This is a genomic window from Chromobacterium violaceum ATCC 12472, assembly GCF_000007705.1.
Lineage (GTDB): Bacteria > Pseudomonadota > Gammaproteobacteria > Burkholderiales > Chromobacteriaceae > Chromobacterium > Chromobacterium violaceum.
The window spans coordinates 2,872,853-2,892,731 of sequence record NC_005085.1 but is presented as its reverse complement, the minus strand read 5'-3'; the positions used below and the strand labels follow the sequence as shown (position 1 = coordinate 2,892,731).

18 protein-coding genes are annotated in these 19,879 nt (G+C 59.8%); 6 read left to right on the top strand and 12 right to left on the bottom strand.

All coding sequences use genetic code 11. The annotated features are described in order from the left end of the window. The first annotated feature begins 11 nt into the window (after window positions 1–11). Window positions 12–383, top strand: a complete 372-nt coding sequence (locus CV_RS13105; RefSeq protein ID WP_011136221.1) for a hypothetical protein — start codon at window positions 12–14, stop codon at window positions 381–383. Between the two features lie 6 nt (window positions 384–389). Here the strand turns inward: CV_RS13105 and bcsG are convergent, their stop codons facing one another. The 5 genes from bcsG to CV_RS13080 form a co-directional block, all read right to left on the bottom strand. After that, window positions 390–1,937, bottom strand: coding sequence for a cellulose biosynthesis protein BcsG (bcsG, locus tag CV_RS13100; protein WP_052278830.1), 1,548 nt, complete (start codon window positions 1,935–1,937; stop codon window positions 390–392). Window positions 1,938–1,966: 29 nt separating this feature from the next. Beyond that, window positions 1,967–2,176 carry a hypothetical protein gene (locus CV_RS23815; protein WP_043596269.1) on the bottom strand — a complete coding sequence of 70 codons (210 nt, stop codon included), beginning with the start codon at window positions 2,174–2,176 and terminating at the stop codon, window positions 1,967–1,969. Then, window positions 2,169–3,749 (bottom strand): cellulose biosynthesis protein BcsE, encoded by a 1,581-nt coding sequence (gene bcsE / locus CV_RS13090; RefSeq protein ID WP_011136219.1) that lies wholly within the window; start codon window positions 3,747–3,749, stop codon window positions 2,169–2,171. The genes CV_RS23815 and bcsE overlap by 8 nt, the downstream gene beginning before the upstream one ends. Before the next feature lie 236 nt (window positions 3,750–3,985). Then, window positions 3,986–4,240, bottom strand: a complete 255-nt coding sequence (locus CV_RS13085; RefSeq protein WP_011136218.1) for a hypothetical protein — start codon at window positions 4,238–4,240, stop codon at window positions 3,986–3,988. A gap of 260 nt (window positions 4,241–4,500) precedes the next feature. Beyond that, on the bottom strand, window positions 4,501–6,417 hold the full coding sequence (locus CV_RS13080) for an amidohydrolase (protein WP_011136217.1): 1,917 nt from the start codon (window positions 6,415–6,417) through the stop codon (window positions 4,501–4,503). A gap of 205 nt (window positions 6,418–6,622) precedes the next feature. Here CV_RS13080 and CV_RS13075 point away from each other — a divergent pair, with 205 nt between their 5' ends. Beyond that, entirely contained in the window at window positions 6,623–9,442 is a 2,820-nt protein-coding gene (locus CV_RS13075) for a valine--tRNA ligase (RefSeq protein ID WP_011136216.1), read from the top strand. 110 nt (window positions 9,443–9,552) lie between these two features. Here the strand turns inward: CV_RS13075 and CV_RS23570 are convergent, their stop codons facing one another. Further along, complete coding sequence (locus CV_RS23570) at window positions 9,553–10,821, bottom strand: hypothetical protein (RefSeq protein WP_147296147.1); 1,269 nt, start codon at window positions 10,819–10,821, stop codon at window positions 9,553–9,555. Between the two features lie 654 nt (window positions 10,822–11,475). On the opposite strand from CV_RS23570, the gene CV_RS13070 reads away from it, so the two are divergent. Next, the gene (locus tag CV_RS13070) at window positions 11,476–12,006 is read left to right on the top strand and encodes an REP-associated tyrosine transposase (RefSeq protein WP_011136214.1); all 531 of its coding nucleotides are present in this window, start codon (window positions 11,476–11,478) and stop codon (window positions 12,004–12,006) included. A gap of 205 nt (window positions 12,007–12,211) precedes the next feature. On the opposite strand, the gene CV_RS13065 is transcribed toward CV_RS13070, so the two are convergent. From CV_RS13065 to CV_RS13050, 4 genes are all read right to left on the bottom strand, one after another. Then, window positions 12,212–12,727: a hypothetical protein gene (locus tag CV_RS13065; RefSeq protein ID WP_011136213.1), complete on the bottom strand. Its 516-nt coding sequence runs from the start codon at window positions 12,725–12,727 to the stop codon at window positions 12,212–12,214. Beyond that, window positions 12,724–13,305 carry a transglycosylase SLT domain-containing protein gene (locus tag CV_RS13060; RefSeq protein WP_011136212.1) on the bottom strand — a complete coding sequence of 194 codons (582 nt, stop codon included), beginning with the start codon at window positions 13,303–13,305 and terminating at the stop codon, window positions 12,724–12,726. The genes CV_RS13065 and CV_RS13060 overlap by 4 nt, the downstream gene beginning before the upstream one ends. Window position 13,306: 1 nt before the next feature. Further along, window positions 13,307–13,864 (bottom strand): PAAR domain-containing protein, encoded by a 558-nt coding sequence (locus CV_RS22960; RefSeq protein WP_080509018.1) that lies wholly within the window; start codon window positions 13,862–13,864, stop codon window positions 13,307–13,309. Window positions 13,865–14,563: 699 nt separating this feature from the next. Continuing rightward, the gene (locus tag CV_RS13050) at window positions 14,564–15,397 is read right to left on the bottom strand and encodes a PhzF family phenazine biosynthesis protein (RefSeq protein ID WP_011136210.1); all 834 of its coding nucleotides are present in this window, start codon (window positions 15,395–15,397) and stop codon (window positions 14,564–14,566) included. A 562-nt stretch (window positions 15,398–15,959) separates the two neighbouring features. Between CV_RS13050 and CV_RS13040 the strand changes: the two genes are divergently transcribed. Next, entirely contained in the window at window positions 15,960–17,039 is a 1,080-nt protein-coding gene (locus CV_RS13040) for a calcium:proton antiporter (protein ID WP_011136209.1), read from the top strand. A gap of 239 nt (window positions 17,040–17,278) precedes the next feature. On the opposite strand, the gene CV_RS13035 is transcribed toward CV_RS13040, so the two are convergent. Next, window positions 17,279–17,458 (bottom strand): hypothetical protein, encoded by a 180-nt coding sequence (locus CV_RS13035; protein WP_043596265.1) that lies wholly within the window; start codon window positions 17,456–17,458, stop codon window positions 17,279–17,281. 32 nt (window positions 17,459–17,490) lie between these two features. Beyond that, entirely contained in the window at window positions 17,491–18,147 is a 657-nt protein-coding gene (locus tag CV_RS23565) for a hypothetical protein (protein WP_147296146.1), read from the bottom strand. A 405-nt stretch (window positions 18,148–18,552) separates the two neighbouring features. Here CV_RS23565 and CV_RS13030 point away from each other — a divergent pair, with 405 nt between their 5' ends. After that, window positions 18,553–18,969, top strand: coding sequence for a PaaI family thioesterase (locus tag CV_RS13030; RefSeq protein WP_011136207.1), 417 nt, complete (start codon window positions 18,553–18,555; stop codon window positions 18,967–18,969). 166 nt (window positions 18,970–19,135) lie between these two features. Beyond that, window positions 19,136–19,873 (top strand): Phenylacetic acid catabolic protein, encoded by a 738-nt coding sequence (locus CV_RS13025; protein WP_220468513.1) that lies wholly within the window; start codon window positions 19,136–19,138, stop codon window positions 19,871–19,873. Window positions 19,874–19,879 lie beyond the last annotated feature (6 nt).

Sequence of the window (19,879 nt, the reverse complement as noted above, 5' to 3'; positions counted from 1 at the left end):
TGGCAAGGACGATGATCTGGATGCTCGCGGCCGCGATGGCCGCGGCGCTGGCGACGGTCAGGGCGCAAGCGGCCGATCCGGCGCTCGCCCAGGCGCGGGCCGATTACTGGCGGCATCCTTACCGGCCCGATGCCATCAATCGGCTGGCCGTGTTGCTGGCCGCCCGGGGAGAGGCCGGCACGGCATCGCTATTGCTGAGCCGGGCGCTGCTGATCTCGCCGGGGCGCGCCGACATCCGGGCCAACCTTGAGCGGGTCAGGCGCGGCGAACGCCGCATCGCCTCATCCGCCCCGGCGGCTGCCATGCCGGCCGAATCGGAGGACGCTCTCGAGCCAAGGCTGCCCGCGCCTTGGCCGCAAGCGGAAGCTCCGCCGTCCAGGTAGCGCCGCTTACATCTGGTAGTCGTTCCAATTGCCGCCGCTGGATTGCATCAGGTAGCGGCTGCCGCTTTGCATCACGGTGAAATTGGCGTTTTCGGACACGAAGGGCGTGGCGGGCAGGTCCTGGGCGTAGCTTTCCGGCTGATAGTCGGCGCCGAAGGGGCTTCTGGCCAGCATGCGGGACAGGATGGTGGCGATGGCGGTGTAGCTCGCCTGCTGGGTGACCCGGTACTGGGCCGGGCGGCCCTGGCTGCCTATCACCTTGATCGCGGCGGGCACGGTGGTGATCAGCGGCGAGGGAATCTCGCGCAGTCCGCTGAACTGCTGCTTGTCGCCGCGCAGCGCGGCGCCGTGCTCCGGCACCAGCAGCAGGATCATCTTGCGGTGATCCTGCTCCAGCAGGTCGATGAATTGGCCGATGTCGCGCAGCAGGCGGCCGGCGCGATATTTGTAGCTGGCGTCGGTATCCAGCGCCGGCGCCTCGGGAATGCGGTTGCCGTCGTGCAGGCTGATGGTGTTGTAGTAGACCGCCACGTGCGGATCGGGCTCCTGGAGACGCAGCTGCAGCCAGCGGTTCAGCATCGCGTAGTCGCTGTAGATCGGGCTGCTGTCGAAGCCGCGTTGGCCCACGGCGACGCCGTCTTGCGGCGTCAGCGGCAGATTCATCCGTCCATTGCGGCGAATTTGCTGCAGGAAGCTGTCGAAACTGCCGTCGTGATTGAGAGAGAGTTCGGTCTTGAAGCCTGCCTTGGCCAGGTTTTCGAACAGGAAGCACTGTTCCGGCGCCGGCTCGTACAGCGCCGAGTGGCGCGGTTGGCCGCAGCTGGCCCGCAATACCCGGAGCGCGGCAGGTCCGCTGTATGAGGCGGCGCTGTTGAAGCGGTCGAATACGATGTCGAACCGAGCGAGCAGGGGCGGGTTGTCGAAGCCGACGGCGCGCAGATCGTCCCATGACAATGAACAGACGTGCAGCAGCAGCACGTCGAAGCCGGGATCGGCCAGCGGTCCCTGGAAGCCGACCTGGCGGCGTTGTTCCGAGCGGAAGAAGCCTTCCAGCCGCTGGTCCGGCGTTTGCGCGCTCGGGGCGCCGCCGAACGCAGAGGACGCGGACGCGGCGGGCGCGCGCTGTTGCCACAATTCATGCGCGCTCAGCGCCAGCAGCGTCGCCATCACCAGCGTGCCCAGCCGCAGGAAGCGGGACAGCAGCAAGTATCCGGCCAGCACTACGGTGAAGCCGATCAGCAACGTCGGCGTCAGTATCCGGCCAGCCAGCTCCATCAGGTAGCTGAGGCTGAAGCCTTTCAGCTCGGACAGCTCCCGCCACAGCGCGGCGGGAGGCGGGAGCCAGCTGTCGTAGTAAAGCAGAATGGCGGCGGCGGGCCAGGCCAGCGCGTCGCGGGCCAGCCTCAGCCAGCGGCGGCGCAGCGGCAGCAGCAAGACCAGGGCGAAAGCCAGGTCGGGCGCGGGGTGCGCGCTGAGCGCGCCGCGCCAGGCCAACAGCAGCTTCAGAATGAAATAGAGGCTCCAGCCGCCCAGGCCTGTTGACGGACCGGGCATTGGCGCCGGAGGTGGAGGGTTGCGCTCTGTCATTTGGCTTTGGTTCCGCGTATGGCCGCTTCCTTCAGGTCGATGGGCGGCGGTCGGTAAGGATGGGGCCTGAAATGGCGCAACCTGCGCCGGCGGCGCTGGGTCAGCCATGCCGCCAGCCAGGCGCGCGCCAGGTAGCCGGCAGCGGCGGCGGCCAGCGCGGTCAACAGCAGCAGGAACTGGATTTCGTTCATTTGCGGGTCAAACATCGATGGTCTCCCCGTCTTTGTCGCGGCGCCGCAACGGCAGGCGGCGCAGCGCGACGCGCGCCGGCCCCTTGGCGCTTGCGGCGCGGGCGCCGTCCCTGGGGCGCGGCGGACTCGGATTCGGCTGGTTTTCCAGCCGAGTCAGCGCCTGCAGAATGCTGGCGTTGTCCGGACAGCGCGTTGCGCTGTCCGCCAGGTCGGTGACCGGCAAGCGGAACTGATTGCGCAGCGCCGCCGGCACATCGGCTTCGCCGCAGGCGAACAGGAACAGATAGGCCTGGAGCGTGTCCGCCGTGCAAAGGTCGCCCGTCCGTCGGAAGCGGTCCGGCGCCAGCATTTCCCAGGGGCGGATGCCGCCGGCGGGACTCAGGATCACCAGCGTGCTGCTGATCTGGATGGCGCCGCTGCGCTGGACGGTTTTCCGCACCATTTCGGCGAAGCGGGCGGGCGGCAGATAGCCGCGGTCGGTCGGCGGCAGGCTGGCATTCCGCAGTATTTGAGGCTCCAGATGGTTGCGGCGCTGATAGACGGCGGGTTGCAGCGCGTGGATCAGGCTGACCGCGGAGGCGAAGCGCAGCTCGGCTGGCAGCACCAGGTTGGCGCCCAGTTGCAGCAGCAGCTGCTCCTCGTTCCGGCGCAGCCTGCGGTTGCCCGACTCGCGCACCAGTATCTTCAGCCGGCTGCCGCATTGCCGGCGCAGGCCGGATACGGCGTCCGCCAGCGTTTCGCGTTGGGAGGTTCCCGTGTCCAGCAGCACGGTGGCGGCCACCGCGCCGCCGGCGGCCGCGGTCAGCGCGGGCAGGTCGTCGTACAGCTGCCATTGCGGCGGCGGCGGGGTGTTTCCGTCGAGGCTGGCCCGGGTGGCGTGGACGAGAAACAGGTCAAGGGCCGGACGGGCGGCCAGCGCGTCCGGTTCTTCCCGGAGCAGGCGCAGCGCGCCGGAAACGTCGTGGCCCAGCACGTGCGTTTGGGCTTCCGCGGCAGCGCCCGCGCCCATCCAGTGCTCGGTTTGCCAGCTGTAGACGCCCGCGCCGATTTTCTGCGCCAAGGCAAGGCCGGCGCACAAGCTGGCCGCCTTGGCCAGAATCGCCTGGGCCGCCATGTCCAGCCGCTGACGGTTGGCCAGCAACAGCACGCAGCGGCGTTTCTCCTCGGCCCACTGCGTGGCCGCGCGCAATTCCCGGCTGGCGGCGTCAGGATGGTCGAAACCGAGATATTTTTCGGCATTGCCCAGCACCAGCAATTCGTTTTCATCGCCGCGGCGCAAAGGGTCCCGGGCATGGCTCAGCTCTTCCAGGCACTCGGTCAGCGCGGGGCGGGCGCTTCCTTTGGGCGACAGCAGGGTCAGACTGCCGGAAAGCATGCGCCGGTCCAGCCAGCGCGTGTCATGCTGCCGGCCCGGAGTCTGATCGCAGCAGAAAACCGCGGGCGTTGCGTTGGCGCCTGGCAGGTTGACGAACAGCAACCCGTGGATCAACGCGTCGCTGTCGCAGACGACAAGATAGAGACAGCTGGGCGCCATCGATGTGATCGCCGGGGGCAGGTTGGCGATGTCGAGGTCGATAGGAGAGTCCATCGAGTCATCCTAAATTGTTGCTTGTTTCAGTTATATATTTTTTTTAATAATTGAAGCAAGCGTAATCTGCCGGCGAACGACATCGGACGTCTAGCCGTTGCCTTTCCGCCAAATGTAGAGGTAGGCGCGCGCATAGGCGCAATCGTGCTCGGAGTTTCCGTCGCGGCCATGCGCCAGCAGTCATTCCGGCGCGATCAGGACCGTCTTTCTGACGAAGCCGCGGCTCAGCTCGTCGGCTATTTGCCAGCCTTGCCCATCTGCCTGAGCACGGCCATTTCCAGGTGGAAGGGCGCGCTATCGGTGCCGGCCTGCGCCACGCCGGGCAATGCTTCGGCCGTGGCCTGCAGCAGCAGGGGCTCCCTAACCGGCGCGGCGCCGCTTCTGGTGTCCACCACTTTCATCTGCCAATGCAGATAGTCGGCGGCGTCCAAGAAGCTGCGGGTGGCCTTGGAAATGCCGCCGTAGCGCAGGGCGTTGGCGATAAGCAGCATGTGCCGGCCTGACTGGGGCGGCGGTCCTGAAGCGGGCATGGCGAAATCATGAGCGGCCGCGCCCGCCGTCTAGGCGGAACAGACCGCGGAGATTGCCAGGATGAAGCGCAGGAAGGAACCGACCGACGGCAAGGCCGCGCGGCGCTTGCGCGGGGAGGGCGGCTCTAGGGCGGTGACGGCTTGATGTTCAAATATGGCAAGCGGCCTGCCCATTGCAGGACAGGCCGCGCATGGTCCCGGCGCAGGCCGGGTGTTGGCGATTAATGCGTGTTGGGATTGGCGTACACCCTCGCGCCGCCGCGCCAGGTTTCATGGACGTTGATGTGGCGCAGGTCGGTCACGCCATCGTCGAGCGGGTCCTGGCCCAGAATCACCATGTCGGCCAGCTTGCCCGGCTCCAGCGAGCCGACCAGGTGATCCATGTGGCATTGCCAGGCCGCGTCCAGCGTGACCGCGGCCAGCGCCTGTTCATGGCTGAGACATTCTTCTTTGTTCAGCACGGGCTTTTCCTCTTGCGGCGCGCCTTCCATCTTGCGGTAAATCGCCTGCTCCGCCATCCGCAGCGAGCCCAGGGGCGAGACGAAGTGGTCGGAATGAAGGCTGATGCGAATACCGGCGTCACGCGCCGATTTACAGCGGTCCAGCAGCTCCGTGCGCGCTTCGCCCAGAATATCGTTTTGAAGGGCATAACCCCAATAGCCGACGTGGCCGATCAGGAAACTGGGCGACAGACCCATGCTGGCCATGCGGCTCAAGGTGGCGTCGGTGAGAAGCGAGGCGTGCTCCACCCGCAGGCGGAGGTGGCGCGCGTCGGCGCGGGTGGCGCTGATCGCCTCCTGGTAGCTGTCCAGCACCAGCTCCATCGCCTGCTCGCCGTTGGAGTGCACCAGCACTGGCCAGCCGGAGCCCAGCGCCAGATGGAGGTAACTTGCCAGAGAGTCCGGCAGCCGATTCTCGTTCTCCGAGCTGGGGGCATCCGGGATTTTGAAGTTGAACAGGCCGATGGGCGGCACGTCCGGCACCGGGTGTTGCGCGACGTTTTTGTAGGGGCTGAACTGGAAGCCGGTCAGGCCTTGGTTGGAGCCGTCGGCCACCAGTTTCAGCGCCTTGATGCTGAAGTGGCTGTCGTCCTGGCTGTTCAGGTCAGGCTGGTAGAGCTTCATCCACTGCCGCATCTGCGTCAGCTCGTTGGAGTACAGGGCGCCGGCGATGCGCACCGGGGACAGGCCGAGTTTCGCGATCAGCTGGAGCAACCGGACTTCCGCTTCCTTGAGCGACGAGCCCAGCCCCGCGTCGAACAGCATGGTGTTGCCCCTGGACGCCGCGTCGTGCAGCACCATAAGCAGGTTGCGCAGCAGGTCTTTCGCCAGTATCCGTTTAGGAATCTTGCCCATGATCTGGATAATGTTGGCTTCCGTCAGCACGCCTTCGCACTTTTTGATCTGTTCCGGCGTGAGTCCGGCTTCCTTCATCGCCGCGGTGTTGGCGTAGCCGATGTGGCCGGAGGCGTTGAGCAGGAAGACGGCGATGTTGTCGTCCGGCGGAGCCAGCTCGTCCAGGGAGGAGGCCTTGATATCCACCCATTCCCGCATCAGCGAGGGGTCGACGCCGAAGCCGAGCACCCAGTTGGATGCGGCGCCGGGTTGTTTTGCCTGCGCGATGGCCGGCAGGAGCTTGTCCTTGATCTGTTGGTAGCTGTAGTCCGGATTCAGCACCTGGGCGTCTTCGCCGTCCTGGCTGTTTCGGGTGACGCCGAAGGCGCTCAGCGATATCCAGCTTTTGAACAGCGCGCTGGGCATGATGTGCATGTGAGGGTCCACCAGGCCCGGCAGCAGCGCGCGGCCGTCCAGGTCGATCTCGCGGAACGGACGGTGGCTGGCCATCGCCGCGCGCACGTCGTCCAGGTCCCCCATGGCCACGATGCGCCCGCCGGACATGCCCAGCGCGGCTACGCGGCTGGGGCCGGCCGCCGCCAGCGGTCGGATGCTGCCGCCGTGAAAGATGGCGCTTTCCTGCTGGCCGGGCCGTGGGAACCGCTTGCCCAGTTCTGGCGCCAGCGTTTCCAGTTCTCGCTGCCATTCATCCTGCGACAGTTGCGGCTGGTCCAGCAGTTCCAGCAACGGCAGCGCGCAGCAAGCGCAGCCCAGATGATGGTCGTGGTGGTGATGATCGCTCATGGCAGTGCATCTCCTTGGTTTGGGCCGGCGCCGTTTGCCGGCATCGTGTACGGCTTGATGATAATCGCATGGCATGATTGCGCCGTCCCGCGAGTGGCCCCAATTTGGACTGTTAGGCCGGGAAGTCCGCCCGTGCTGCCTTTTGGCGATCAAAAACGGTTATAATCGACCCATTTTTCCATTCAGAACACCAAGATTCAGCACCATGGAACAACTTGCCAAAAGCTACGAACCGGGCGACCTCGAGCGCCGTTGGTATCAACACTGGGAACAGGCCGGCTACTTCAAGCCGAGCATGGACACCTCCAAGCCGTCCTTCGCCATCCAGCTGCCGCCGCCCAATGTGACCGGCACGTTGCACATGGGCCACGCCTTCAACCAGACCATCATGGACGGCCTGACCCGCTTCTACCGGATGAAGGGCCACAACACCCTGTGGGTGCCGGGCACCGACCACGCCGGCATCGCCACCCAGATCGTCGTCGAGCGCCAGTTGGCCGACCAGGGCCTGAACCGCCACGACATGGGCCGCGAAGCGTTCACCAGCAAGATCTGGGAGTGGAAGGAAAAATCCGGCGGCACCATCACCAGCCAGATGCGCCGCGTCGGCTGCTCGGTGGATTGGGACCGCGAATACTTCACCATGGACGACGTCCGCGCCGAAGTGGTGACCGAAGTCTTCGTCCGCCTGTACGAGCAAGGCCTGATCTACCGCGGCAAGCGCCTGTCCAACTGGGACGCCAAGCTGGGCACCGCCATCTCCGACCTCGAAGTGGTATCCGAGGAAGAAGACGGCCACATGTGGCACATCAAGTACCCGGTAGTGGGCAGCGACGAGTTCGTCACCGTCGCCACCACCCGTCCGGAAACCCTGCTGGGCGACGTGGCCGTGGCCATCGCCCCGGACGACGAGCGCTACCTGCACCTGGTGGGCAAGCAGCTGGAGCTGCCGCTCACCGGCCGCACCATCCCGGTGATCGCCGACAGTTATGTCGACAAGGAATTCGGCACCGGCTTCGTCAAGATCACCCCGGCGCACGACTTCAACGACTACGAAGTGGGCAAGCGCCACGGCACCCAGCTGATCAACGTGATGAGCCTGGAAGCCAAGATCCTGGCCAAGGCGCAAATCTTCGGCTTCGACGGCTCCGCCCAAGGCGCCATCGAGCTGCCGGCCGCCTACGCCGGCCTCACCGCCCAGGAAGCGCGCAAGGCCATGCTGGCCGATCTGCAAGCCCAGGGCCTGCTGCTGGAAACCAAGCCGCACAAGCTGATGGTGCCGCGCGGCGACCGCACCGGCACCGTGATCGAGCCGCTGCTGACCGACCAATGGTTCGTCGCCATGAACAAGGTGGCCGAAGGCGACGCCACCGGCCAGTCCATCGCCGCCAAGGCGATCGAGGCCGTGGAATCCGGCGAAGTGCGCTTCGTGCCGGAAAACTGGGTCAACACCTACAATCAGTGGATGAAGAACATCCAGGACTGGTGCATCTCCCGCCAGCTGTGGTGGGGCCACCAGATCCCGGCTTGGTACGACGAAGACGGCAACATCTACGTCGGCCGCACCGAAGCGGAAGCCCAGGCCAAAGCCGGCGGCAAGACGCTGCGCCGCGAGCAGGACGTGCTGGACACCTGGTTCAGCTCCGCCCTGGTGCCGTTCTCCACCCTGGGCTGGCCGGAAGAAACCCCGGACCTGAAAGCCTTCCTCACCTCCAACGTGCTGGTGACCGGCTACGAAATCATCTTCTTCTGGGTGGCCCGGATGATCATGATGACCAAGCACTTCACCGGCAAGGTCCCGTTCAAGGATGTCTACATCCACGGCATGGTGCGCGACCACGAAGGCAAGAAGATGTCCAAGTCCGAGGGCAACGTGATCGACCCGGTGGACCTGATAGACGGCATCGCGCTTGAGCCGCTGGTGGAAAAGCGCACCACCGGCCTGCGCCGCCCGGAAAAGGCCCCGCAGATCGCCAAGGCCACCGAGAAGCTGTTCCCGGAAGGCATCCCGGCCTACGGTACCGACGCGCTGCGTTTCACCATGGCCAGCTACGCCACGCTGGGCCGCTCGGTCAACTTCGACTTCAAGCGCGCCGAAGGCTACCGCAACTTCTGCAACAAGCTGTGGAACGCCACCCGCTTCGTGATGATGAACGTGGACGGCAAGGACTGCGGCCAGGACGAAAGCCTGCCGCTGGAATACAGCTTTGTGGACCAATGGATCATCGGCCGCCTGCAACAGGCCGAGATCGACGTCACCAACGCGCTGGAAACCTACCGCTTCGACATCGCCGCCCAGGTGATCTACGAATTCATCTGGAACGAGTACTGCGACTGGTACGTGGAACTGGCCAAGGTGCAGATCCAGGGCGGCAACGAAGCCCAGCAGCGCGCCACCCGCCGCACCCTGGTGCGCGTGCTGGAAGTGGCGCTGCGCCTGAACCACCCGCTGATGCCCTTCATCACCGAAGAGTTGTGGCAGACCGTGGCCCCGCTGGCCAACGCGAAGAAGACCGAATCGCTGATGCTGGCCCCGTGGCCGGTGGCGGACGAGAGCAAGATCAGCGCCGCGGCCAACGCCCGCATGGAAGCGTTCAAGGACATGGTCAACGCGGTGCGCAATCTGCGCGGCGAAATGGGCATCGGCCCGGCCGTCAAGGCCCCGCTGTTCATCGAAACCGCCGACGCGTCCATCGCCGACTTCGTGCCGTACCTGAAGCTGCTGGCCCGTCTGACCGAAGGTACGCTGGTGGCCAAGCTGCCGGAAGACGACGCCCCGGTGGCGATGTCCGGCGAAGCGCGCCTGATGCTGAAGGTGGAAGTGGATAAAGCCGCGGAAACCGCGCGCCTGAGAAAGGAGCAGGGCAAGGTGGAGGCTGAGCTGGCCAAGCTGACGGCCAAGCTGGAGAAGCCGGGTTATGTGGACAAGGCGCCGGCGCACTTGGTTGAGCGCGACAAGGCTCAGTTGGCTGAGCTGAATGACAAGTTGGAGAAGATTAGGGTGCAGCTTGTGAAGTTAGCTTGATAACCAAGTGTCATCTATAACCCCCCACATTATTTATGTGGGGGTTTTTTATGGCTATTTTTGATCAACGGTGCGTGCCTGCCTCTGTTAACTTGGTGAAAAGCGAACTATTAGACATGATTATCAATGATACGGATTGACGATTTATCAATCTCAAGTCCTTTTTCATCGAGTATTTTTGTGGCATTAATTTGCTCGGTGGTATAAAGCTTGGCGAGTCTGTACTGATTAAATGATGTATTAATATTTTGAATTGCATTGACATCTGAATTGCTAACGGCTTGTTCTAAATATTCACCAATCCTCTTTTTGCTTCTCAAATCTTCCCTAGCTATTTCAAGGTCGGTCAATTTTCTTTCCAAGTCAACTTTATGGCTTTGATTTATTAAATTTTGAGATTCAATCCTCATCTTTACTTCTTCAATTTCAAGCGCTTTCTTTTCAATATCCATCTTGTGGCTCTGCTGACTCTGAATTGCATTCAGCAAAAACTGTGCCAATGCGACTCCTCCCGCTATATCAATCCCTAGTGGGCTATTTCTTTTTGCTTCTTTTAGTTCAAGACCAAAATCCTCTTTTTTGTTTACAAGGGATCTGCCAAATACTCTAATTTTTCCATTTCCTATGCGCGCACATACTAATGGACGCATGATTGAATCAAAGTTCGTATAAAATGCTTGTACTATTCCGGATAGTCTCTTTGATTCTTTGTCTTTTCCCTGAATTATATATTCATAATCATTTTCATTAATTCTGGATATGATTTCTAAATCATTGAGAAGGCTTTTCTTTTTCCTGCTGTATTTGCTTAATGCGATTAGAATATCTTCTTTTGTTATAATTTCTTTACGTTTTCCTCTTTCTTGAGCCTTTTCTAAACTTTTTCGAGCGCGCTCCATGGCAAGTGAAATCATATGCTCTTCAGCACTCTCTAATCCGCTCTCATTTAGAACCTCGTAGACTCCTTCAATTGTTCGAATTGGGAGTGGGCCTACATGTTTTTGATGAAGAAATGAATTAATTATAGAGAATGCTTGAGAAACTAAGTGCAAATTATAAGCATGCCTATTTGGAATTAATGGGATTATAAGCCCAATTCGATGAAATAAATAGTATGCATGATTTTCATTTAATAAATTCATCTCAGCATGCCGCTGATAAAGCGGAAGTGAACTATTTAATATGAAAATGTTTTCAGGCGATACTCCATTCGAAATTGCAGAGCAGATTGAGTTTAATAATTCTAGCTTGTAGTATGAGGTGTTTAGCTTGGACAAGAAGCCGGCAATTTCCCATGGATATATCGGCTCGTCACGTTTTTGGGAAAATCTGACAGAAACTCTTCTTTTTATATTCTTAAAATCATAATCATCAAACATGATATTCTTTCAGAGGGTTGCCAATCTGTATTTTATTGCATATGGCATTTAAGTGTAAAGTGGTTATTTAAAAATTGATTAATTTAATATGCGGTGATGCTTTGAAAGTTTATTACTCTACCATGGTCACTTCTGAGGGGGTATTGTCACAATGCTACATATGACTGCCTACCGTGTGCCCCGGATAATTGACTGATGTTTTGTAGGTGATGCGCGGGTCGCATCGAGGCGGAACTCCCGGCTTTGCCGGGATTCCGCCCTACGGGTCGAGGCTGGAATGCCGCCGTAGGGTGGATGCCCCGAAGGGGCGATCCACCGCTGACGGTTGCATGCAAACCATGTGGCTGGTTTTGGCGCTGGCCTTTTGACGGATTGGTTGGCACCACGTACCCCGGATAATTGACTGATGTTTTGTAGGTGATGCGCGGGTCGCACCGCGGCGGAACTCCCGGCTTTGCCGGGATTCCGCCCTACGGGTTGTGGTGGGGATGCCACCGTAGGGTGGATGCCCCGGAGGGGCGATCCACCGTTGCCTGCTGCTGCTGATGGGGGGATGCAAACCCTGTGGCTGACTTTGCCGCCGGCCTTTTGACGGATTGGTGGGCTGGGGTTTCCGGACGTATGGTTTGGGCTTTGGTGTTCTGGGGAATGACCATGCCCAACTATCGACGCTGGCGGGTGCCGGGCGGAACGTATTTCTTGACCTTCACGCTGCTGGAACGTGGCTCCAGCTTGCTGGTGGATCATATCGACGCGCTGTGTGAGGCGGTGAGGCTGACTCGATGCGAGCGTCCATTTCATATCGATGGCTGGGTGGTGTTGCCGGATCATGTGCATTGCATGATCACTCTGCCGCCCGGCGATGACGATTTTTCCAATCGCATCAAAGCCATCAAAATCCGTTTCGTCCGCGCCATGCCCGCGTTGGAGTATCGCAATCCCGCTCGATGCCGCAATAGGGAACGTGGTATCTGGCAACGCCGTTTCTGGGAACATTGCATCCGCTGCGAGGCTGACTACGCGGCGCATCTGGACTACATCCATATCAATCCGCTCAAGCATGGTTTGGTGTCCCGCGTCCAGGATTGGCCGTTTTCCACTTTTCACCGAGCGGTCAAACGAGGCTTGTATCCGCAAGACTGGGCGGGAGGAGATGACTTGATGTCGGTATCCGCGTTTGAATGATGTGTCCGCTTCGCGGACGATTGTTTGAGCACCGAGACCTTGGCGCGATGCGAGTTCGACCGAGCCTAGGGCACATTGTTTTGACCGGCTCGCGCCAAGGAAGTGGGGTGAGCCGCATCTATTCTATGATGGGTGGGGACGATATAGGTCCTATTCGGCCCAAGCTATAGCGACATGGTACTTCAGCCTGTTTGATTGAGCCGTTTTATTTATTTAGAATGGTTACTTCGTAGCCGTGCTGGCTGGGCTTGGTGTCTGTGCCAAAGCTCTCGTCAGACTGTTTTTTATTTCCGGTAAGTTTATAGACTGTATAGATATTGCTTGAGTCCCATTTTTTGTCGGTCCGGAATATGACTATCATTTCATTGGCCTTGGTATATGCGATGGCTGGTCTGATTTTTTCCGCAAAATTTATCCGGCCATGTTCATTGATTGCCAAGCCCTTTATGTAGTTGGATGTGAACTCTCCCGAAACAATAACGGCCTTTTGTTTCTTTCCTGCGCATACTATCTGAACGTCACTGCCTCTCGATTCTTCTTCGGTGCTGAAGATGAGCTCGCGCTTGTTATTGTTTGATTCGATAAAATAAAGGTATGTGTCGGCTATTTTTTTGTCGCGGCTAATGGTGATGGTGTTTTGGGCGGAGAGACGGCAGCTTTGCACGGTTTCAGCATTTGCGCTCAGTGAAAGCGCTGCGATTGATAATAAAAGATATTTCATTTGACGCCGTCTCTCAGTATTTGCATGGATTCTGGATTGTCCTTCAGCTTGTCGGCCATTGCCTTGATTTTTCTGTAGTAGATGCCGTTTCGAAGCCCACGGTAGTCCTTGTACGCTTCTGATATCGGATCGCTAGCGCCTTTCTTTTTCTGTTTATCAATCAGCATCTGCAAATACTTGGTCCCGGTCTGAATGTTGATGGCATCGTTCAGCAGGGAGGGGCTGTCATGAAAGACATCCGCTTTCTTGAAAGCTTCTTCGTCTGTCAGCCTCTCGCTTCTCGGCTTTTGCATGTTCTCGATCCGGTACATTTCGCGGATGGGCGCTTTGAGCAGCTGCATCAATCCTTTGGCGGAGCTATCGCTATTGTGCGGGTTGGAGTCGAAGCGCGACTCCATGTAAATCTGGCAGATGATCAGATCGGTAGGCAAGGATGACTGATTATTCTTCTCTACCAAACTGCGGATTTCCTTCAGTCGGGCGGTATCGTCTACTTCAACCTTTTGCGGTGCGGTGACGGACTTGGGTGTCAGCTTGTCCTTATGGGAGTGAATTTTCTTTTTCGGTTTGGGGGCCATCTCATTGATCCCAATGCGGATTGATCGGCGTGGGTTCTGGTTCGTATACGTGCAATGTGACGGAGTCGGCCGCGTCGGAGGAAACCTTGGATGTCTTGCCCATGTCGTCGGTTTTGCCGCTGATGGTGTGTCCGTTGGCCAATTCGATAGTGTACGGCCAGTTGGGAAGCGGCGCGCCGTTCTTGTCGTGCACAATGAAATGTTGGTCGAACAGCTTCTCGCTCGCGCTGGCTGCCGTTAGCGCGGAGGCGATTTGCGCAGGGGAGGAAGTAACAGCGGCGGCGGCGCCTGAGTCGACGTTTATCGTTGACTGTCCTTGCGATGCGATCAAGGTGGCGCCGCAGGAGGTTTTCATTCCTTCAATGGCGACATTCTTGCCCATGAAGCTTGTATTCGCCGCGCCTTCCACGATCACAAACGTGCCTTTGCACTTCGGACAGCTGACTTTGTGGCCGACGCCAGCGGCAGGTTTGCCAAAAATGACGAGGGTGGGGAAGGCTTCAAGAACGGTGCCGCCATGATCAGTCTTGTCCCCGAGGCGGATGATGGGCTTGCTCATGGTCGGTGCTAAGTGAAGGAATATTCTAGGATTTTCCATCAAGTTGCTTGCCGTGCCTGCCTGTTCTTCTTGCCAGTTATCTCTCTATTATTGAGTTTGGCCTGCATTGACGCGGTTTTGTGCTGCTAGTTCGTAGGAAGTGGAGATGAAGATGCTCGGCTTTATAAAGCTGTCGAGAATAGTCGGGCTGTACAGCGACAATCGGCCCCTTCCCGCGTGCAGTAAAGTGGCGCCTAATTCATCATCCGCGCAGCGGATGCATAGACGCTACCTACACTTTTTGGCAGCGCACACCGTAGAATCCCTGATTGATCTGACTTTTGTAAGCACTTAGCCTCTTCGGGTCATGCTTGATGGCATGGCCGGGTTTGGCGACTCGAACTACATGGAAGTGCGCTGCACTGCGGCGCTTCATAATCTTGATGGAGTTCTAGCCATGACCCAATTGGCGCACGCTTCCACGCCGGCAGGCCTGCTGTCTTTTCCCTTCCTCAATCACACCATCCATCTTCTCCGCCGCCACAATGGTCTATGGTTCTTCGCCGATGACGTCGCGGCGGCGATCAAATGCCGTACCACGGCGGTCTTGCTGAGCAAGCTGAACAAGGAGGAGGTCCGCGCCATGCCGCTGGGGGGCGGGGAGGTGGTTTGCCGGCTGGAAACCGGCGTGGCCACTCAAACCATTTCGAACTTGGGTGGTTATAGCGTCAGACGGCCTGCAATGCAGGTTACGGCATTGCCGCCTATCCACACATCGTCGCCCACCTGTTCTACCTCGATGCGCCCGGCGCGCCCCATGCTCAAGCCCTGGCTGACGCGATAGCGCGCTGGCACCATTCCGGCCGCCAGCAACCACTGGGCAATGCCGGCGTTCAGGCTGCCCGTGGCTGGGTCCTCGGGCATGCCATCGCCGGCGATAAAGGCCCTCACCTCGAACTGCGCATCGCTATCGTCATGCTGTGGATCGCAAGGCGCAATCACCCCCACCGCCAGCCCGCTTAACGCCGGATAGTCGGGTTGGAGGTCCAGTACCTGCTGGCGCTTGGCGAGCATCACGGCCAGCCAACCGGCGCCGTTGTCGACCCACTGGGCATCTACAATCTCACCAGGCGCCAAGCGCAGTCCCAGGCGCACCCGCTCCAGAAGCTCGGCCGCCACTGGCCCGGAGCGCAGCAAGGGCGGCGCAAGAAACGCCAGCCGCCCCTCCTGGCGGCGAATCCGCACCAGTCCCACCTCGCACTCCTGGATGACATCCTCGCCCTGCGGCATCCCGCCGGACTCCAACCAGGCGTGGCAGCTGCCCAGGGTGGGATGGCCAGCGAACGGCAGTTCTTCCAGCGTTGTGAAGATCCTCAGGCGGTAGTCGGCGCGCGGGTCTCTGGGCTGGAGGATGAAGGTGGTTTCGCTGAGATTGGTCCAGTTGGCAAAGAGCGCCATCTGCCGGTCATCGAGCCCATCAGCATCGAACACTACGGCCACCGGGTTGCCCTTAAGAGGGGTGGAACTGAAGACATCGACCTGCTTGAAGTTCATGGAATGTTCTGTTCGTGCACGGGTAGGAGCGCTAGTCTACGCGCAATTTCCGATGTGCCGCTGTAAATGGAAATCATATTTGTCTTCGATTTCCCATTGCAGAAAGATTTCTTGCCAGCCAGTCTCGCGATTTGACCTGTTAGCCCATGCTCGCGATCTTTTTGCCGGACTTTTCGTCAACCTTAACCTGGTTCCAGGGGATGTCTGATCTGCTTCTGTTCAACGGACTCACCGTTTGCCTATGTGCCGATGGCCTCTGGCCAATCCGCGCTACATGGCTGGCCGTGGCTTGCCAGGTGCGATTGGCGGAGTGGATGACCTTGCGGGGCGGGAATGAGTGAGAGCGGGGTGCGTCACCCCAATGGCGCGACGCACTGTTTGTTTACAAAACCTGAACCCATGGGCGGTGTCGTGGTCTATTTACTTAATGCTGCTATGCTGTGGCTAAAGCAGCCTCCATGCTGGTTTCTCGATCGCTCTCCCAGAACGGTTGTCCCCTTGTTCCGGCCAAGCCTTTGCCCGGCGAGGCAGGCGGCTGTTCGTCAACAATAAGGAAAATCCATTGATTCATAACACGATTCCGCGCTGGACCATTGTCACCCCTGTATTGGCCTGGGCCGCCATCGCCGCGTCTTCGGCGGCGGGCGGGCATGCGCTCTATCTGGCGCTGCTGGCGGCGTTGCTGGCGGGTACGGTATTCGCCGCCGTGCATCATGCAGAGGTGGTGGCGCATAAGGTGGGCGAGCCTTTCGGCACCCTGATCCTGGCGCTGGCGGTGACGGTGATCGAGGTGGCGCTGATCATTTCCTTCATGCTGGGCGGGGGCGAGGAGAAGCTGGCGCTGGCTCGGGACACCATTTTTTCCGCCATCATGATCACGTGCAACGGCATTTTGGGCATTTGCCTGTTGCTGGGCGGACTGCGCCATCGCGAGCAGAACTTCCAGCTCAGCGGCGCCAAGGCGGCGTTGACCGTGCTGGCGGCGATTTCGGTGCTGGCGCTGGTGCTGCCCAACTACGGCACCAGCCAGCCGGGCCCTTTGCTGTCGTCGTCGCAGCTGGCGTTCACCGGCGTGGTGTCGCTGGTGCTGTACGGCGCTTTCGTGTTTGTGCAAACCATTCGCCACCGCGATTATTTCTTGGTGGAAGGCAGCCATGACGAAGACGAGCACGCGCCGCCGCCTTCCAACAAGGTGGCTATGTTGAGCGTGGGGGCGCTGCTGGTTTGCCTGGTGGCGGTGGTCACCCTGGCCAAGCTGCTGTCGCCGTCCATCGAGCGTTTCGTGGTGGATGCCGGCGCGCCGGCGGCGGTGGTGGGCATCATCATCGCGTCCCTGGTGCTGCTGCCGGAGGGGCTGGCCGCCGCCAACGCGGCGCGGGCGGATAAGGTGCAGACCAGCCTGAATCTGGCTTTGGGTTCGGCGCTGGCATCCATTGGCCTGACCATTCCCACGGTGGCGATGATTTTCGTGTTCATGGGCGAGCCGCTGATCCTGGGTTTGGAAAACAAGGAAACGATCTTTCTGCTGCTGACGCTGGTGGCGTGCTCCTTGTCGCTGTCGGTCGGGCGCACCACCATTTTGCAGGGCATCGTGCACCTGGTGATCTTCGCCTCTTTCGTATTCTTCGCGATCAGCCCCTGAGCGAATCACGGAGAGATAAAGCAAAAGCCGCCAGCATTGCGCTTGGCGGCTTTTCTGTTCCTGGCCTGCCGCTGGGCCCTAAGCCCGGCGTTCAGCGTGATGATGCCCGCTGAAAAAAGGCTGCAGCGCCGGCCGCGCCGCTCGATGGCGCCAGGCGCGGCGGCTGAATTCGGCATGGCTGCGGCTGGCTGGCAGCCTGGGTCAGAGAGCGCGTCGCTGCTTGGCGCGGGCGCCGCGGGTCAAATGGCGGTGATCAGCGCGTCGGGGGAGTAGCTGGCGGTAGCGATGCCCGACGCCGAGCTGAAGGTCACCTGAAAGCGGCGGCCGATTTGTTCGATGGACAAGACTTTGAACGATACGATCAGATCGTCGATGTGCTGGGTGATCTGGTCACCCTGTTTCAGTTCCTGAATTTTCATGTTTACTTCCTATTTCCATGCCTTTGGCATGGCTAGATTCTATTAAAGCGAGTCCTTTCCGCAAGGACGGCTTGCGATGGTTTCATGGGTTTTGTCCGGATGTCATGGAGGCTGCGAAACAGCGGATTCCGAGCAGGCGCCGCAAGTTCAATGCATGCGCGCATGGCGCTTGGCAATGGACTGCAGTTCAGGCATGCGACAATTATCTTCGCCGGCCAACGACTGATGATTCGGGAATGAAAGCTTGGCTTGAGAAGAAGAGCTAAACAGCTCTTGAGCAGGACAACATGAAGCAATAACCGATAATGATGCCCTTGATTTCCTGATCTGTCAATGCTTTTGGGCGGGAGGCGCGGCGCCCGCGGTGCAGACGCCGAAAACAATGAATGGCAAGGCTGCTTGTTCCCGGCGCTGTACCGGATGGCCGTGCCTGGAACGCCGCAGCCCCGCAGGGAATAGGAATCGGCCGTTTCATTGATGCCTTCGCCGCAATGGGCGGCGGCGGGGGCGAGGTGGGCCGGGCAGCAGGCGTACAGCGCCGTGGCGTAAAGGCTGTTCGCGGTGCGGAGCGCGCGGCGGGTCATGCGGTGCTGCGAGGGAAGGGCAATGGTCTGCAGCGGGCAGATCCGGCTGCAGTCTTCGTCCCGTTCGGCCTGTATCACCGCGTCGGGCGCGGCATGGTCGGCCATGGAGGACGCCCGCAGGTAAAGAGTGCCTTGCTTGGACGGCTTCGGGGAGAAGCCCAGGTGGATGAGGGAAGAGCCCTTGGGCGGCGCGGGATGGGGGAAAGTACGGACGATGGCCTATATTGACGCCGGCATGCATTTCGTCGCCAGATTGGGGCCGAATCAAAAATTGCGGCATTTTTCGCCAGCCAAACGCCGATATTTTTTACCCGAGCCATTTGGCGGATTTCATGTATTTCCGTTTTATAAACCTTGCCTGCGAATGGTATGGGCGTGGCATGTTTATACCTGTCCAAAATGACTGTAGTTAATATGGCCAGCTCTCTGAAAAGCGCTTGTTAGATAATTTTTGTGCGCATAATCTATGCGCAAAATAGCTTAATCAAAACAATGTATATGGAGGAGCCAATGGAAAAGGCGCCGTTGTTGCTGGAAACGGTTGAGCAGGCGGTCAGGATTTTGCAGGAATCTCCTTTTGTCGCCATCTGGAATTACAAGGTCCTGAGCGTGCAAGCCGGCGCAGTGGCGTTGGCATTGCCGGCGCAGCCTCAGTTTTACCGTCCGGGCGGCATCATCCAGGGCGGCTGTCTGATGACCTTGGCGGACACCGCTTTTTGGCTGGCGGCCATGACTGAGCTGGGCATCGATGCTCCCATTGTCACCCTGGAAATGAAAACCCATTTTCTGCGGGCGGCGCAGGCTGACGTTTACTGCCGCGCCGAAGTGATGAAAAGCGGCAGGCGCGTTACCTACGGAACGGCCACCATCACTGACGCAGCAGGTCAAACGCTGTCGCATCACACCTTGACCTACCTCGCAGCCTGAACCCATTGCCGGGAACCACTTCACCGGTCGGACTTGGCCCGTTTGATTGACCATCTCCGCTCGCAGGCCGTGTTGCGCCTGTATTTCGGCGACGCGCCGCGCTCCGGAAAGAAACCGGCAGCCTGTGCGGGCCCATTGTCGCCATTCACTCTGGAGAAAGGAAAACATGATGGAAAGCAAGATCTATCCGCATGAGGTCAGCCTGGAAACCATAGACTCCATGCCGGATGAGTATCGCGACACCTTGATTCACCAGCTGCTGGCCAATGGCGAAGGCGAATTGAGCGCGGGCGACACCTATATCGACTCCTTCTATCCGCTGGCGCCGGATGCCGACGAGCGTTACATCTGCGCCCAGTTTGCCGCGGAAGAGGTGGATCACTTCCGCCGCTTCTCCCGCCTGCTGGCGGAGCTTGAGGTCGATACCTCGCACATGCTGAGCCAGAAGAAGGCGGAGAGGCGGTATTTCGCGGCGGAAAGCATGACGACGGATTTCCGCAGCTGGGAGGAGCGGGCGGCTTTCAGCTTTCTGTGCGAGCTGGAAGGGCATTACCAGATCAAGGAGATGGTCAGCAGCAGCTACCTGCCGTTGCGCGCGGAGGCCGAGGCCGTGTTGAAGGAGGAGGCCAGGCATTTCAGCCATGGCGCGTTGCTGATGCGGCGCGCGGCCAAGGATGGGGATGCGCGGGCGCGGGCGCAGGACGCGCTGGACCGTCTGTATCCGATGGCGATGGACATGTTTGGCCGCTCCGACTCTCACCGCAGCGACGCGGCGGTGAGCTGGGGGTTGAGGCAATACACCAACGGCCAATTGCGCGACCGCTATCGCGACGATGTCCGAGGCCATATTCAACGCCTCGGCTACGAGGTGCCGGACGAGACGGCCCGCCGCAAGTACTTCTGATCTTCA